This window comes from Kitasatospora sp. NPDC093558 (assembly GCF_040683475.1).
Classification (GTDB): Bacteria; Actinomycetota; Actinomycetes; order Streptomycetales; family Streptomycetaceae; genus Kitasatospora.
On sequence record NZ_JBFBDY010000133.1, the window covers coordinates 1 to 15,535 of the forward strand.

Genomic DNA, 15,535 nt, shown 5'->3' on the forward strand with positions numbered 1-15,535 from the left:
TGCGGGCCGATGTTGAGCACCATGTCGGTGGTGCCCGCCTCGCCCGTGACGTTCTCGGCTCCCGCCCCGATGCCGACCGTGGTCTCCCTCATGGGTTCAGAGTGTGCCATCCCGCCGGGAGCTCCAAGCTCGCCGCCCCTGCCAAATCTCAAGGGGTGGCATGCGGACGCTCTGCAAGACCCAGCCGAAGGCGCCCAGCCCCGCGGGGTCGGTGATTTCGGCCGCCTCCCCGGCGCCGCCGAGGGCCCGCAGGTAGGCCGCGGGGTCGCTGGAGGCGAGGGCGAGCGGGGGGCGCCCGCCGCTCACGCCGAGGGCGCGCAGGGCCTCGCGCTGCGTCGTCCACAGGCTGTGGAGACCGGGGACGGCGATCGAGTCGAGCGCGACGTGCACGGTGACGTCGCACGAGCCGTCCGGCACGGGAGCCACCTCGCGGCCCTCCCGGAAGCCGGCGCGCGTGCCGAACGGCGGACGGCGGTCGGCGGTGTGCCCGTAGTCGACGGCGACGGCCAGGCCGCGCTCCAGCCCGGCGACGGCGTGCGCCCAGGCGGCGTCCCGCGGGCCGCCGAACTCCACGAAGTCCCCGGGGTGTTCGACCGGCCACCAGCGGGCGGCCCAGGCGGCGTCGGCCGCGGAGACGGGCTCGCCGAGCCGCTCCAGGCCCGACTCCGTCTCCACCTCGACGTACCGGAGCACCCCGTCCCCGTCCACCTCGCCGGCGTCCAGCGGCACGTTGTCCAGCCACTCGTTCGCGAACAGCAGCCCGGTGACGCCGCGCGGCACCTCGCTCGTCCACAGGACTGTGGACGGCAGTCCGGCCGGGCGGTCCGCCACCTCCACGCCGTACGGGCGCAGCCGCGCGCGCACGTCCTCCGGGACGGCGTCCAGCACCCCGACGAGGAGTTCCCCCCGCCCGGCCCCGACGTCGACGAAGGCCAGCTCCTCCGGACGGCCGAGGGCCGCGTCAACCTCCAGCAGCAGCCGGGCCACCGCACGGGCGAATCCGGCCGAGGCGTGCACCGAGGTGCGGAAGTGCCCCGCCGGGCCCTCCGGCCTGCGGTAGAAGCCCGCCTCCTGGTCGTACAGGGCCCGTTCCATGGCGGGCGCCCACCGCATCCACGTCATGGGGCGCGACGCTACCGGCCACCCCGGGCACCTCCCCAACCGGTGCCGGCGCTTCTCCGACCTACGGAGTAGGGCGGATCGCCCTACCGGCGGACCTGGACCGGTCGTGCGACTGCCTACGCTTGAGACGTGCATCGACTCAACGCCTGGCTCCGCCGTCACCCCATGGTGGTCGACGCCGCCTGGGCGGCGATCGTGCTCTTCTTCGGCCTCCTGCCGAACGCCGACTCCCCCGGGGGCTGGCGGTTCGACGCCCAGATCGCCACCGCGGTCGTGCTGCCCGCGCTGATGGTCTTCCGCCGCCGCTTCGCCGACGTCACGGTGCCCGCGGCCACCGCGGTCGCCCTCGGCCAGGTCGCCTTCAACGTCGACCCGGCCGCCTCCTCCATCGCCTACCTGGTGTTCGCCTACACCGGCGCCGCCTTCGGCCACACCTGGACGTCCCGGCTGGCCCTGGCCGCCGGGATCTGCGCCGGGCCGCTCGCCTACTGGCGGATGAACCCCGCCAAGACGCACATCGCCGAGGACGGCAACAGTGTCGTCCGCACCCCGTACAGCGTCGGCGAGGCGGTGCTCATCATGCTGCTGATGAGCACCCCGTTCATCCTCTGCTGGGCCTGGGGCCGGCTGACCAGGGTGCGCCGCGCCTACCTCGTCGAGCTGGAGGACCGCGCCGCCCGGCTGGAGCGCGAGCGCGACGCCCAGTCCAAGGTCGCCGTCGCCGCCGAGCGGGCCCGGATCGCCCGCGAGCTGCACGACGTCGTCGCGCACAACGTCTCCGTCATGATCGTCCAGGCCGACGGCGCCGCCTACGTCCTCGACAACTCGCCCCAGCAGGCCAAGGAGGCGCTCGGCACGATCGCCTCCACCGGCCGCCAGGCCCTGGTCGAGATGCGCCGCCTGCTCGGCGTGCTGCGCACCGCCGACACCGCCGAGGAGTACGTGCCCCAGCCGGGCGTCGAGGAGCTGCCCGAGCTGCTGGAGCAGGTCCGCACCGCGGGCCTGCGGGTCGACTACGCGACCTCCGGCCACCCGCGCGAACTGCCGCGCGGCGTCGAGCTCACGGTCTACCGGATCGTCCAGGAGGCGCTGACCAACGTCCGCAAGCACGGCGGCCCCGACGTGCACGCCCGGGTCGCGGTCGACTTCGGCGAGCGCGAACTCGCCGTCCTCGTCGAGGACGACGGCCGCGGCACCACCGACGAACAGCTCGCCTCCGGCGGCGTGGACGGCCTCGGCCACGGCCTGATCGGCATGCGCGAGCGGGTCGGCATGGTCAGCGGCAGCCTCGACGTGGGCCCCCGCCCCGGCGGCGGCTTCCGGATCCGGGCCGTCCTGCCGCTGAAGACGGCCCACTGAACCCCGCCCCCTTAGGAGCCACCTTGACCATCCGCGTGATGCTCGTCGACGACCAGGAGCTGCTGCGCACCGGCTTCCGGATGATCCTGCAGTCCCAGGGCGACATCGAGATCGCCGCCGAGGCCGGCGACGGCGCCCAGGCCCTGGAGAAGCTGAAGCACACGCCGGTCGACGTGATCCTCATGGACGTCCGGATGCCCCGCCTGGACGGGGTGCAGACCACCCGCCGGATCTGCCTCGCCGAGGACGGCAGCCCGCTGCCGGACGCCCCGCACGTGCTCATCCTCACCACCTTCGACCTGGACGAGTACGCCTTCGCCGCGCTCAAGGCCGGCGCCAGCGGCTTCCTGCTCAAGGACGTGCCGCCGACCGAGCTGGTGGCCGCGATCCGCGCCGTGCACGGCGGCGACGCCGTGGTCGCGCCGACCACCACCCGCCGCATGATCGACCGCTTCGCCGAGGTGCTCCCCACCCCGCAGAGCGCCCCCGGGTCGGACGTCCTCGGCCCGCTCACCGACCGCGAGCGGGAGGTGTTCCTGCTGGTCGCCCAGGGCCTGTCGAACGGCGAGATCGCCGCCCGGCTGGTGCTCTCCGAGGCCACCGTGAAGACCCACGTCGGCCGGATCCTGGCCAAGCTCGGCCTGCGCGACCGGGTCCAGGCCGTGGTCCTCGCCTACGAGGCCGGACTCATCCGGGCCGGGGCCGGGGACTGACGCGCCCGTACACTGGGGCGGTACGTCCGGTACCCGTGAGGACTGGAACGGTCATTCAGGACAAGGGTGGGCGCGTGAGCGAGCGCAGCGAGCGAACCATCAAGAGGCGCGTGTGGGCGAATGCCCCTGCCGAGCGATGGGGGCACCTCCCAGCCGCCAAGGCTGGGGGAGAGGCGGGCGCATGAGTTCGTCCGACTTCGCCGGTCTCGGCCCGCTCGACGACGGTTTCGGCGACCCGCGCGACCCCGGCAACCGCCCGGCCCGGCTGGCCGTCGGCGTGGTCGGCACCGGCCGGGTCGGCCCCGCGCTCGGCGCCGCCCTGCAGCTCGCCGGGCACACCGTGGTCGCCGCCTCCGGCGTCTCCGCCACCTCGCGCCGGCGCGCCGAGTCGCTGCTGCCGGGCGTGCGGATCGTCACCCCGCCCCAGGTGCTCGCCGCCGCCGACCTCGTCCTGCTGACCGTCCCCGACGACGCCCTGGCCGACCTGGTCGCGGGCCTCGCCGCGACCGGCGCGATCCGCCCCGGCCAGCTGGTCGTGCACACCTCCGGCGCGCACGGCGTCGGCATCCTGGAGCCCGCCACCCGGGCCGGTGCGCTGCCGCTCGCCCTGCACCCGGCGATGACCTTCACCGGCACCTCCGTCGACCTGGACCGGCTGGCCGGCTGCCCGTTCGGCGTGACGGCGCCCGCCGAGCTGCGGCCGGTCGCCGAGGCGCTCGTCGTGGAGATGGGCGGCGAGCCCGAGTGGGTGCCCGAGGAGGTCCGCCCGCTCTACCACACGGCCCTCGCGCACGGCGCGAACCACCTGGTCACGCTGGTCGCGCAGGCGATGGAGCTGCTGCGCACGGCCGGCGTCGCCGAGCCCGGCCGGCTGCTCGGCCCGCTGCTCGGCGCGGCCCTGGACAACAGCCTGCGCTCCGGCGACGCGGCCCTCACCGGCCCCGTCGCCCGGGGCGACGCGGGCACCGTTCGGCGCCACCTGGCGCAGCTCAGTACGGTGTCCCCGGACATCCCGGCGGCCTACCGGGCGATGGCCCGCGCCACCGCGCAGCGGGCGCTCGCCAACGGGACGCTCGACGCACCGTCGGCGGCGGCACTGCTGGACGTACTGAACGAGGAGAACCCCCATGGCACGCGGTAAGCAGTCGAACAAGCCCCAGCGGACGCCGAAGGTCCACCGGGCCGTCGTCACCCGCACCGTGGACGACTTCGAGGCCGCGTTCTGGCCGGACGAGCGGCCGGTCGACAACGCCGTCGTGATGACCATGGGCGCCCTGCACCAGGGCCACGCCGCGCTGATCCGGGCCGCCCGCAAGCAGGTCGGCCCCGAGGGCCGGGTCGCGGTGACGGTCTTCGTCAACCCGCTGCAGTTCGGCGCCGGCGAGGACCTGGAGCGCTACCCGCGCACCCTCGACGACGACGTGAAGCTGGCCGAGGAGAACGGCGCCGACGTCGTCTTCGCGCCCTCCGTCGACGAGGTCTACCCGAACGGCGAGCCGCAGGTGCGCCTGGCGGCCGGCCCGATGGGCGAGCGCTTCGAGGGCGCCACCCGCCCCGGCCACTTCGACGGCGTGCTCACCGTGGTCGCCAAGCTGCTGCACATCACCGACCCGGACTTCGCCCTCTTCGGCGAGAAGGACGCCCAGCAGCTGGCGGTCATCCAGCGCATGGTCGCCGACCTGGACTTCGACGTCGAGATCGTCGGCGTGCCGACCGTCCGCGAGGAGGACGGCCTGGCGCTGTCCTCGCGCAACCGCTACCTCTCGGCGGAGGAGCGCGAGCGCGCCCTCGTCCTCTCGAAGGCCCTGTTCGCGGGCCGGGACGTCGCCGCGCAGGGCCCCAAGGCCGTGCGCGAGGCCGCCGCGGCCGTCCTCGACACTGCCGAAGGTGTCACCCTTGACTACCTCGCCCTGATCGACCCGCACGCCTTCACGGAGGCGGCGGACGACTTCCAGGGCGAGGCGGTGCTGGCCGTCGCCGCGAAGGTGGGCTCGACCCGCCTGATCGACAACGTTCACGTCATCTGCCGCTAGGCAGATGACCATCAAGCACAGAATCGTTCGCTAGTAAGACCCCTTTTAGGCATGCACTCACAGGAGGCGTGACCCGCAATGCTCCGCACCATGCTCAAGTCCAAGATCCACCGGGCCACCGTGACCCAGGCCGACCTGCACTACGTCGGCTCGGTCACGGTGGACGAGGACCTGCTCGACGCCGCCGACCTGCTCCCCGGCGAGCTGGTCCACATCGTCGACATCAACAACGGCGCCCGGCTGGAGACGTACACCATCGCCGGCCCGCGCGGCACCGGCGTGATCGGCATCAACGGCGCCGCCGCCCGCCTGGTCCACCCCGGCGACCTCGTCATACTCATCGCCTACGGGCAGATGGACACGGCCGAGGCCAAGGGCTACGAGCCGAAGATCGTCTTCGTGGACGAGCAGAACCGGATCACCGGCCTCGGCGGCGACCCGGCGGACGCCCCGGAGGGCAGCGGACTGCTGCGCGGTGACCTGGGGGCACCGCCCAGCCGTCAGGCTGGGGGCGCGTACCGTGGCGCAGACGGCGCGGCCACGACGGCCACGCGCTGAAGGAGCCACTGAGCCATGCCCGTTAAGCACCGCCTCACCGCCCCCGCCCCCGGCTGGACGACGACGACCGACGTGGTCGTGGTCGGCTCCGGGGTGGCCGGTCTCACCGTCGCCCTCAACGTCCGCAAGGCCGGCCTGCGGGCCATGGTGGTCACCAAGGCGATGCTGGACGACGGCTCCACCCGCTGGGCCCAGGGCGGCATCGCGGCCGCCCTGGGCGAGGGGGACACCCCCGAGCAGCACCTGGACGACACGCTGGTGGCCGGCGCCGGGCTCTGCGACGAGGACGCCGTGCGCACCCTCGTCACGGAGGGCCCGGACGCCGTCCGCCGGCTGATCGCCACCGGCGCCGCGTTCGACCGCGGCGAGGACGGCGAGATCCTGCTCACCCGCGAGGGCGGCCACCACCGCCGCCGGATCGCGCACGCCGGCGGGGACGCCACCGGCGCCGAGATATCGCGCGCCCTGGTCTCCGCCGTCCGCAGCGACCCCGGCCTCGAACTGATCGAGCACGCGCTCGTGCTCGACCTGCTCACCGACGCCGACGGCCACGCCGCCGGCCTCACCCTGCACGTCATGGGCGAGGGCCAGCACGACGGCGTCGGCGCGGTCCGGGCCCCCGCCGTGGTGCTCGCCACCGGCGGCATGGGCCAGGTCTTCTCGGCCACCACCAACCCGGCGGTCTCCACCGGCGACGGCGTGGCGCTCGCGCTGCGGGCCGGCGCCGCCGTCACGGACCTGGAGTTCGTCCAGTTCCACCCCACCGTGCTCTGGCTCGGCCCCGAGGCCGAGGGCCAGCAGCCGCTGGTCTCCGAGGCGGTCCGCGGCGAGGGCGCCCACCTGGTCGACGCGGACGGCGTCCGGTTCATGGTCGGGCAGCACGAGCTGGCCGAGCTGGCCCCGCGCGACATCGTCGCCAAGGCGATCACCCGGCGCATGCAGGAGCAGGGCGCCGAGCACATGTACCTGGACGGGCGGCACTTCGGCGCCGCGATGTGGGAGCAGCGCTTCCCGACCATCCTCGCCTCGTGCCGCGCGCACGGCGTCGACCCGGTCACCGAGCCGATCCCGGTCGCCCCGGCCGCGCACTACGCCTCCGGCGGCATCCGCACCGACCGGCACGGCCGCACCACCGTCCCCGGCCTGTACGCCTGCGGCGAGGTCGCCTGCACCGGGGTGCACGGCGCCAACCGGCTGGCGTCCAACTCGCTGCTGGAGGGCCTGGTCTTCGCCGAGCGGATCGCCGCCGACCTGACCGGCCGCCACCGGGCCGAGGACCTGCCAGAGCGCTCGGTGGACGTCACCGCCGCGCGCGCCGCGCAGCCGGTGCCGCTGCCGCCGTCCGAGGCGCGCGCCGAGATCCAGCGGCTCATGTCGCGCGGCGCGGGCGTGCTGCGCTCGGCCGCGTCGATGGCCGACACCGCGGCCGGCCTCACCATGCTCGCCGAGCAGGCCTACGCGCACGTCGCCGAGGAGAAGCCCGCCGACCCGCGGGTGGAGACCTGGGAGGCGGCCAACCTGCTGCTCGTCGCCACCGCCCTGGTCGCCGCCGCCGCGCAGCGCGAGGAGACCCGCGGCTGCCACTGGCGCGAGGACTTCCCCGAGCGCGACGACGCCCGGTGGCAACGCCACCTGATCACCCACCTGACCGCCGCCGGCGACCCCGTCAGCACCCCCGAGGAGCGTTGAGAACCATGTCCCACTCGCACGAGGAACTCCCCCTGGCCGACCAGGGCGGCTGCGGCGACGGCTGCGCCTGCGGGGACGGCGAGGGCTACGAGACCGGGCTCGACCCGCAGCTGGCCGAGCTCCTGGAGCAGGCCGGGCTGGACCCGATCGAGGTCGAGGACGTCGCCACCCTGGCGCTGGCCGAGGACCTGGCCGGCGGCGAGGACGTCACCTCGGTCGCCACCGTGCCCGCCGACGCCGTCGCCACCGCCGACTTCACCGCCCGCTCGGCCGGCGTCGTGGCGGGCCTGCGGATCGCCGAGGCGGTCGTCTCGCTGGTCTGCGAGGAGGAGTTCGAGGTCGAGCGGCACGTCGAGGACGGCGACCGGGTCGAGGCCGGCCAGGTGCTGCTGTCGATCCGCTCCCGCACCCGGGACCTGCTGACCGCCGAGCGCAGCGCGCTCAACCTGCTCTGCCACCTGTCCGGCATCGCCACCGCCACCCGCGCCTGGGCCGACGCCCTGGAGGGCACCGGCGCCGTCGTGCGGGACACCCGCAAGACCACCCCGGGCCTGCGCGCGATGGAGAAGTTCGCGGTCCGCTGCGGCGGCGGCGCCAACCACCGGATGGCTCTGTCCGACGCCGCGCTGGTCAAGGACAACCACGTCGTCGCGGCCGGCGGTGTGGCCGAGGCCTTCCGCGCCGTCCGGGCCGCCTACCCCGACCTGCCGGTCGAGGTCGAGGTGGACACCCTGGAGCAGATCCCGCCGGTGCTGGAGGCCGGGGCGGACCTGATCCTGCTGGACAACTTCACGGTCGGGCAGCTCAAGGAGGCCGTCGCGCTGGTGGCCGGCCGGGCCAGGCTGGAGGCCTCCGGCGGCCTCACCCTGGCCACCGCGCGCGAGGTCGCCCAGACTGGTGTCGACTACCTGGCCGTGGGCGCGCTCACGCACTCCTCGCCGATCCTGGACATCGGCCTGGACCTGCGCGCCTGACCGTCGGGAGACGACGCCAGGACCCGCCCCGACTCGCAGAAAGCGCCCCATGCTCCTCACCATCGACGTCGGCAACACCCAGACCACGCTCGGCCTGTTCGACGGCGAGGACGTGGTGGAACACTGGCGGATCTCCACCGATCCGCGCCGCACGGCCGACGAACTGGCGGTGCTGCTGCAGGGGTTGATGGGCAACCACACCGCGGCCCGCGAGGCCACGGTGGAGGGGCTCGCGATCTGCTCGTCCGTCCCCGCCGTGCTCCACGAGCTCCGCGAGGTGACGCGCCGTTACTACGGCGACGTCCCCGCGGTGATCGTGGAGCCCGGCGTGAAGACCGGCGTGCACGTCCTGATGGACAATCCGAAAGAGGTCGGCGCCGACCGGATCGTCAACGCGCTGGCCGCCAACCACCTGTACGGCGGGCCGTGCATCGTGGTCGACTTCGGCACCGCCACCACCTTCGACGCGGTCAACGCCCGCGGCGACTACGTGGGCGGCGCGATCGCCCCGGGCATCGAGATCTCGGTGGAGGCGCTCGGCGTCCGCGGCGCCCAGCTGCGCAAGATCGAGCTGGCCCGGCCGCGCAACGTGATCGGCAAGAACACCGTCGAGGGCATGCAGTCCGGCATCCTCTACGGCTTCGCGGGCCAGGTCGACGGACTGGTCGACCGGATGGCCAAGGAGCTCGCCAAGGACCCGGACGACGTCCAGGTGATCGCCACCGGCGGCCTCGCCCCGCTGGTCCTCGGCGAGGCCGGCAGCATCGACGTCCACGAGCCCTGGCTCACCCTCATCGGCCTGCGGCTCGTCTGGGAGCGCAACCGCCCGAGCTGACCGGGCCGTTCCGTCGGGCCGAACGTGGGGCATCGGCGCGACGTTACCGACAAATCGGATATTCCTCACGTAGTGTCAGCCCATGCCTACGCCACACGGATCGCGCGGCGGCATGGCCTTCAGCGCCGACGAAGTCCGCGTGCTGCGCCGCGCCCTCGCCCAAGCACTGCACCCCGCCGCCCCCGGCCACCTCCCGGCCCCCGACCGGACGGCCTGCGCCGGCCCGGGCGCCGAGCTCTGGGCCGAGGACGTCCAGGACGCCCTGCGCCTGACCGAGGCGATCGACGAGGCCGTCCAGGAGGGCGGCCGGCTGCGCGCCTTCCTGCTCGCCGACCTCGTGCGCTACCGGGCCGCGCTGCCCGGCAGCGCCACCGGCTACCTGGAGCGCCTGGAGGAGGCCGTGACCGACGGCTACCTGCCCGGCCCCGAGGACCTCACCGCGCTGCGCGGGCTCACCCGCCAGCCCTGCGGCCACCTGGAGCGCTCCCGCCGCTCCCGGCTGGCCGGCCGCTGCCACGCGCTCGCCGAGGCCGCCGTCCGCGAGCGGCTCGCCCGCACCGTCGGCCAGCCGCGCCACCTGGTGGCCGTACCGAACCCCGCCGCACCACCGAGCAGTCTCCCCACCCCTGTTGGAGGACGGATCACGATGAGCAGCGACTCCCCCGCCGAGCGGCCCGCAGCCCCGCAGGACCCGGACCGCCCGCACCGGATGCCCACGCCGGCGGAGCTCTTCGGCCGCCGCCCCAAGCCCCCCGCCCGGCCGGCCCCGCCCGCGACGCCGGCGCCGGCGCCGGGCCCCGAGGACGTCGAACTCGCCACCGGCACCGGCTGATCCGGAACGGGCAACGCGAAAGGGAGGCCGCGAGAAGCGGCCTCCCTCATCCATGTGCCTGTCCATGTGTCGACTTTCCGGCAATGCCCCCCTCCGAATGCCGGTCACATCTTCATAACCTTCACGCCCCGCGCCGGGCATTCGGTCCGGTCCTGCGCGCATTGATACGGGATCGACCCGGTTGACGACCGGGGGGCCGTACCCAAAAGTCGCGGAGTCACACTCACTCGATCCGGGGGAATCACGTGAACCCGACTCGCACGCGCCGAGCGCTCGGCGCGGGTGCGGCCACCATCGTCGCCGCGCTGTCCGTCGGCACCGCGGCCGTGCCGGCCCATGCGGCCGGCCAGCAGCTCAAGGTCATCCCGTCGTCCGGCTCGCTGCAGATCCCGAGCCAGCCGGTGGCTCCGCAGCCGTCCGGCGAGAACGTCTTCCTTCGCATCGGCCGCACCGGCACCGGCGTCGTCACGGACGCCAAGCTCGCCCTCGACGTCTCCGGCCTCGACGGCCTGGCCACCCTCGACGCCCCGGGCTGCACCACCGCCGGCAAGGTCATCACCTGCACCATCGGCCGGCTGGAGCACGACAACATCAACCTCACCACCCACCTGTGGCTGAGCGCCGTCGCCGGTGCCAAGCCGGGCTCCAGCGGGACGGTCCACGCGACCCTCAGCGCCCCCGGCGCCGAGACCGGCACGGCGGACTTCCGGGTGGACGTCGGCACGGCCAGGTACCGCACCCACAAGTCCACGGAGGCCAAGGGCGTCAAGGTCGGCGCCAAGCTCCCCTCGGACCTGGAGTTCGCCAACCACGGGGAACTGCCCGCCAAGCGGGCCATCGTCCACGTCGACCTGGCGGCCGGCCTCACGGTGGACACCTGGCCGTCCAACTGCGAGTACGCGGTGGACAAGGGCCAGTCGTGGAACAACGACCCGCCGATGCCCAGCGTGCAGGGCATCTGCACGTTCGACGGCGAGATCGCCCCTGGCCAGGCGGTCAAGCTGAACGGCCTCGACATCACCGTCGGCCCGGACGCCTACTACACGTTCGCCGACTACGGGGTCTTCGCCACCGACGACGCGTACGGCACCGCCGGCATGGCCGCCCTGCGCACGCGGCTCGTGTTCAAGCCCGGGACCGGCGCGCCCGCCACCCTCACCAAGACCGCGGGGGACGGGATCCCGGCCGGCAACGACACGAACGGCTACAGCACCGAGCAGGAGGTCATGGCCGACAGCAGCGCGGACTTCCAGGCGACCGGCGCCTGGGCGCCCGACACCGCCGGTGCGGCGGGCACCCTCACCGCCGGGATGGGCAACAACGGCCCGGCGTCGATCTTCGACCGCAGCGGCGGGGACGGCGCGCCCCACGTGACCGTGCAGCTCCCCGAGGGCGTCACCGTCACCGACCTGCCCAAGACCTGCCACGCGGACGACTACGTCCACGGCCGCAAGTCCGACAAGCCGCTGAACAAGTACGCCTGCGACGGCATCGGCTCGGGGTTCATGCCGAGCGGCGCGAGCGTCGCGCACAAGCTGGGCCTGAAGCTCCCGGCGGGCACCGGGGAACTGGTGGCCACCGTCTCGCTGCAGAACATGGCGAGCGACTACGGGGACGGCCACCCGACCGCCGTCATGCCGTGGGACCGCAACCCGGCCAACGACCTCGTGAAGGTCACCCTGCGGCCCGGCGGGGCCACCGCCGCGCCGGTGTCCGACAGCACGCCGACGGCCGCTCCCGCGCCCGCCACGGGCGCCACCGCCGCGCCGTCCGCCACCGCGAAGGCGGCCGCCGGCGCCGAACTGGCCGACACCGGCAGCTCCGCCGTCCTGCCGCTGGCCGGCGCGAGCACCGCCGCCGTGGCGCTCGGCACCGCCGCCCTGATCGGCTCGCGCCGCCTCCGGGCCCGCCGCAACGGCTGAGCCTCCACACCCCCGCATGGGGAGGGCGCCCGACGCGCCCTCCCCCCTGGGGCCCGTCTTCGGACTCCCGTCTGCCGGGCTCTGGGCGGACGACGGGAGTCCGAAGACGGGCCCCACGCGGTTATCCCGTGGCGGAGCACCGTGTGTGGCTGGCTACCCTTGTGGGGTGAGCGATCAGAGTCTTATTCCCGCGACCGACGACCTTCCCGAGCAGATGCGCGTCCGGCGCGAGAAGCTCGACCGGCTCCGGGCCGCCGGTGTCGACCCGTACCCGGTCGGCTTCCCCCGCACCACCACCATCGCGGACCTGCGTGCCAAGCACCCCGACCTGGAGCCGGACACCGCGACCGGCGAGCGCGCCGGCGTCACCGGCCGGGTGATCCTCTCCCGCACCGGCGGCAAGCTCTGCTTCGCCACCCTGCGTGACGGCAGCGGCGACCTCCAGGTGATGTTCTCCCTGGACAAGCTCGGCCCGGAGCGGCTGGCCGCCTGGAAGGCGGACATCGACCTCGGCGACCAGGTCGGCGTCGAGGGCGAGGTGATCACCTCCAAGCGCGGCGAGCTGTCCGTCATGGTGGACCGCTGGGAGCTCACCGCCAAGTGCCTGCGCCCGCTGCCGGACAAGCACAAGGGCCTGACCGACCCGGAGGCCCGGGTCCGCCAGCGCTACGTCGACCTGATCGTGAACCCCGAGGCGCGCGAGATCCTGCACCTGCGCAGCAAGGTCGTCCGCTCGATCCGCCGCACCTACGAGGACCGCGGCTACATCGAGGTCGAGACCCCGATGCTGCAGCCGGTCCACGGCGGCGCCAACGCGCGTCCGTTCAAGACCCACATCAACGCGTACGACATCGACCTGTACATGCGCATCGCGCCCGAGCTGTACCTCAAGCGGCTCGTGGTCGGCGGCGCCGAGAAGGTCTTCGAGATCAACCGCAACTTCCGCAACGAGGGCGCGGACTCCACCCACAACCCGGAGTTCACCTCGCTGGAGTCGTACGAGGCCTACGGCGACTACGACACCCAGGCCGAGCTGATCCGCGCGACGATCGTCAACGCGGCCCGGGACGCGCTCGGCACCACCGTGATCAAGGGCCTGGACCCGCACGGCGTCGAGCACGAGATCGACCTGGCCGAGCCGTGGGAGGAGGTCAGCGTCTACCCGGGCATCTCCGCCCGCCTCGGCGTCGAGGTCACCCCGGAGACGAGCATCGAGGAGCTGCGCAAGCTGGCGTTCGACCACAACATCCCGTTCGAGAAGAACTGGGGCCACGGCCAGATCGTCCTGGAGATGGTCGAGCGCCTGCTGGAGGAGAACGCCGTCCGGCCGACCTTCATCAAGGACTACCCGACCGAGGTCTCCCCGCTGACCCGCCAGCACCGCTCGATCCCGGGCGTGGCCGAGAAGTGGGACCTGGTCATCTTCGGCACCGAGATCGGCACCGCCTACTCCGAGCTGGTCGACCCGGTCGAGCAGCGCGCCCGCCTGACCGCGCAGTCCCTGCTCGCGGCCGGCGGCGACGTCGAGGCGATGCAGGTCGACGAGGACTTCCTGCGGGCCCTGGAGTACGCGATGCCGCCCACCGGTGGCCTCGGCCTCGGCGTGGACCGCCTGATCATGCTGCTGACCGGCAAGAACATCCGCGAGACCGTGCTCTTCCCGCTGGTGAAGCCGGAGCCGAAGGCCTCCGCCGCCGCGGCGGAGAAGACCGAGGAGGAGTGACCTGATGGACTACGTCAGCGCGATCGTCCCGCCGCTGGTCATGGCGATCGGTTTCGGATTCCTGGTGCGCGCCATCGTGCGCAGCCAGGGCGGGGCCCAGAAGACCAAGGAAGACCTGGACTGATCCCCGGACCCCGCCGAACCGGGCCACCGCGCCCGCGCCCGGCGCCGTCCACCGCCCGTACGCCCGCCGCGCCGCCATTCCCGATTCCGGGGGTGGCGGCGCGCCGGTTTGGCGCACTTCACAAGATTTGCCCCATTCACTCCCTATCCTGGCCGCACTATGGTCCGGCAACTCGGCGAACTTGAGAACGCCATCATGACCCGGGTGTGGCGGTGGAACCGCCCGGTGACGGTTCGCGAGGTTCTCCAGGATCTGCAGTCGGAACGCGAAATCGCCTACACCACGGTGATGACGGTCCTGGACAAGCTGCACAGAAAGGGCTGGCTGCGCCGCGAGCGCGCCGGCCGGGCCTATCGATATGAACCGGTCTCGTCCCGCGAGGCGTACACCGCGGCACTCATGAACGACGCGTGGGCCACGAGCGACAATCCCGCGGCGGCCCTGGTGCACTTCTTCGGCCTCATGTCCCCCGAGCAACGCGAGGCGCTGCGGGACGCCTTGCGGGTGGCCGCCCTGTTCCCGCCCGATCCGGCCGGGCCGGATTCCCCGGACGGCGGGGCGGATACCGGGGAGACCCCGCCCGGGGCGGCACGATAACGTCCCGCCATGGAGGTCACCATCCGCCGCGCGCGGACCACGGACGTGCGGGCAGTACGCAGGCTCATCGACGCCTACTCGCGGGACGGCATTCTGCTCGACAAGCCCACCGTCACGCTGTTCGAATCCGTACAGGAGTTCTGGGTCGCGGAACGCGACGACGACGGCACCGTGGTGGCCTGCGGCGCGCTGCACGTGATGTGGGAGGATCTCGCCGAGGTCCGCACGCTCGCGGTGGATCCGGCCTGCCGGGGGTTCGGGGTCGGACACCTGCTGCTGGAGAAGCTGCTGCAGACCGCCCGCTGGCTCGGCGTCCGTCGGATTTTCTGCTTGACGTTCGAGGTGCCGTTCTTCGCGAAACACGGTTTCGTCGAGATCGGCGAGCTCCAGGAAACCGATGATGGTACGACAGACCCGGCGGCGATCGCTACGGATGTCTATGAAGAACTTCTCCGCTCGTACGATGAAGGTGTCGCGGAGTTCCTCGACCTGGAGCGGGTGAAGCCCAACACACTGGGCAACTCACGCATGCTGCTGCACCTCTGAGCGGCTCCGCGCCGGTCAGGGGTTTGTGTTTTCCGGTGAAAGGCGCTTTCCTTTCCTTAGGCAATGGGTCGTTTAGCGGAAAGGGAAGCCCGTGGCACAGAGGGTGCAGGTCATTCTTGAAGACGATCTCGACGGCGGTTCGGCGGACGAGACGGTGACGTTCGCGCTCGACGGCGTTGCCTACGAGATCGACCTGAAGAGCGCCAACGCGGACAAGCTGCGCGGTCTGCTGGCGCCGTACGTGGAGAAGGGCCGCAAGCAGAGCGGCCGGCTCGCCGGCCCGCGCCGGCCGGGCCGCGGCACCGCGTCCCGCCCGTCGGGCAGCGCCCCGGACACCGCCAAGATCCGCGCGTGGGCCAAGGAGCAGGGCCTGGAGGTCAACGACCGCGGCCGCGTCCCCAGCGTCGTGCGCGACGCCTACGACAAGGCCAACGTGGCCTGACCCCGCACCCGGACCACCGGAGCGGGTGCGGGGCCCCGGCGGCCGCGGACGGCGTCGACGGCACAC

15 protein-coding genes are annotated in these 15,535 nt (G+C 73.3%); 14 read left to right on the forward strand and 1 reads right to left on the reverse strand.

Annotated features, from left to right (window positions below; all coding sequences use genetic code 11):
- Positions 1-96 precede the first annotated feature (96 nt).
- Positions 97-1,122: an SAM-dependent methyltransferase gene (locus tag AB0O00_RS15780; RefSeq protein WP_363652059.1), complete on the reverse strand. Its 1,026-nt coding sequence runs from the start codon at positions 1,120-1,122 to the stop codon at positions 97-99.
- Positions 1,123-1,251: 129 nt separating this feature from the next.
- Here AB0O00_RS15780 and AB0O00_RS15785 point away from each other — a divergent pair, with 129 nt between their 5' ends.
- The 14 genes from AB0O00_RS15785 to AB0O00_RS15850 all read left to right on the forward strand — a co-directional run bounded on the left by AB0O00_RS15785 (position 1,252) and on the right by AB0O00_RS15850 (position 15,469).
- A complete protein-coding gene (locus tag AB0O00_RS15785; RefSeq protein WP_363652061.1) occupies positions 1,252-2,481 on the forward strand; it encodes a sensor histidine kinase in 1,230 nt (409 codons plus the stop codon).
- A gap of 23 nt (positions 2,482-2,504) precedes the next feature.
- Positions 2,505-3,194, forward strand: a complete 690-nt coding sequence (locus AB0O00_RS15790) for a response regulator transcription factor (RefSeq protein WP_363652063.1) — start codon at positions 2,505-2,507, stop codon at positions 3,192-3,194.
- A gap of 181 nt (positions 3,195-3,375) precedes the next feature.
- Positions 3,376-4,335 carry a DUF2520 domain-containing protein gene (locus AB0O00_RS15795; RefSeq protein ID WP_363652065.1) on the forward strand — a complete coding sequence of 320 codons (960 nt, stop codon included), beginning with the start codon at positions 3,376-3,378 and terminating at the stop codon, positions 4,333-4,335.
- Positions 4,322-5,227: a pantoate--beta-alanine ligase gene (gene panC / locus AB0O00_RS15800; protein ID WP_363652067.1), complete on the forward strand. Its 906-nt coding sequence runs from the start codon at positions 4,322-4,324 to the stop codon at positions 5,225-5,227. Before AB0O00_RS15795 ends, panC begins: the two co-directional genes overlap by 14 nt.
- Positions 5,228-5,305: 78 nt before the next feature.
- Complete coding sequence (gene panD / locus AB0O00_RS15805; protein WP_363652068.1) at positions 5,306-5,785, forward strand: aspartate 1-decarboxylase; 480 nt, start codon at positions 5,306-5,308, stop codon at positions 5,783-5,785.
- 15 nt (positions 5,786-5,800) lie between these two features.
- On the forward strand, positions 5,801-7,474 hold the full coding sequence (locus tag AB0O00_RS15810; RefSeq protein WP_363652070.1) for an L-aspartate oxidase: 1,674 nt from the start codon (positions 5,801-5,803) through the stop codon (positions 7,472-7,474).
- Between the two features lie 5 nt (positions 7,475-7,479).
- A complete protein-coding gene (gene nadC, locus AB0O00_RS15815) occupies positions 7,480-8,448 on the forward strand; it encodes a carboxylating nicotinate-nucleotide diphosphorylase (RefSeq protein WP_363652072.1) in 969 nt (322 codons plus the stop codon).
- A 49-nt stretch (positions 8,449-8,497) separates the two neighbouring features.
- The gene (locus tag AB0O00_RS15820; RefSeq protein WP_363652074.1) at positions 8,498-9,283 is read left to right on the forward strand and encodes a type III pantothenate kinase; all 786 of its coding nucleotides are present in this window, start codon (positions 8,498-8,500) and stop codon (positions 9,281-9,283) included.
- An 82-nt stretch (positions 9,284-9,365) separates the two neighbouring features.
- Positions 9,366-10,115, forward strand: a complete 750-nt coding sequence (locus AB0O00_RS15825) for a hypothetical protein (RefSeq protein ID WP_363652076.1) — start codon at positions 9,366-9,368, stop codon at positions 10,113-10,115.
- 245 nt (positions 10,116-10,360) lie between these two features.
- Positions 10,361-12,037: a hypothetical protein gene (locus AB0O00_RS15830; protein ID WP_363652078.1), complete on the forward strand. Its 1,677-nt coding sequence runs from the start codon at positions 10,361-10,363 to the stop codon at positions 12,035-12,037.
- Positions 12,038-12,203: 166 nt separating this feature from the next.
- The gene (gene lysX, locus AB0O00_RS15835) at positions 12,204-13,760 is read left to right on the forward strand and encodes a bifunctional lysylphosphatidylglycerol synthetase/lysine--tRNA ligase LysX (RefSeq protein ID WP_363652080.1); all 1,557 of its coding nucleotides are present in this window, start codon (positions 12,204-12,206) and stop codon (positions 13,758-13,760) included.
- Positions 13,761-14,043: 283 nt separating this feature from the next.
- Positions 14,044-14,481, forward strand: coding sequence for a BlaI/MecI/CopY family transcriptional regulator (locus tag AB0O00_RS15840; RefSeq protein WP_363652082.1), 438 nt, complete (start codon positions 14,044-14,046; stop codon positions 14,479-14,481).
- A gap of 9 nt (positions 14,482-14,490) precedes the next feature.
- A complete protein-coding gene (locus AB0O00_RS15845) occupies positions 14,491-15,027 on the forward strand; it encodes an amino-acid N-acetyltransferase (RefSeq protein ID WP_363652084.1) in 537 nt (178 codons plus the stop codon).
- Positions 15,028-15,118: 91 nt separating this feature from the next.
- Entirely contained in the window at positions 15,119-15,469 is a 351-nt protein-coding gene (locus AB0O00_RS15850) for an Lsr2 family protein (protein ID WP_359965121.1), read from the forward strand.
- Positions 15,470-15,535: the final 66 nt, after the last annotated feature.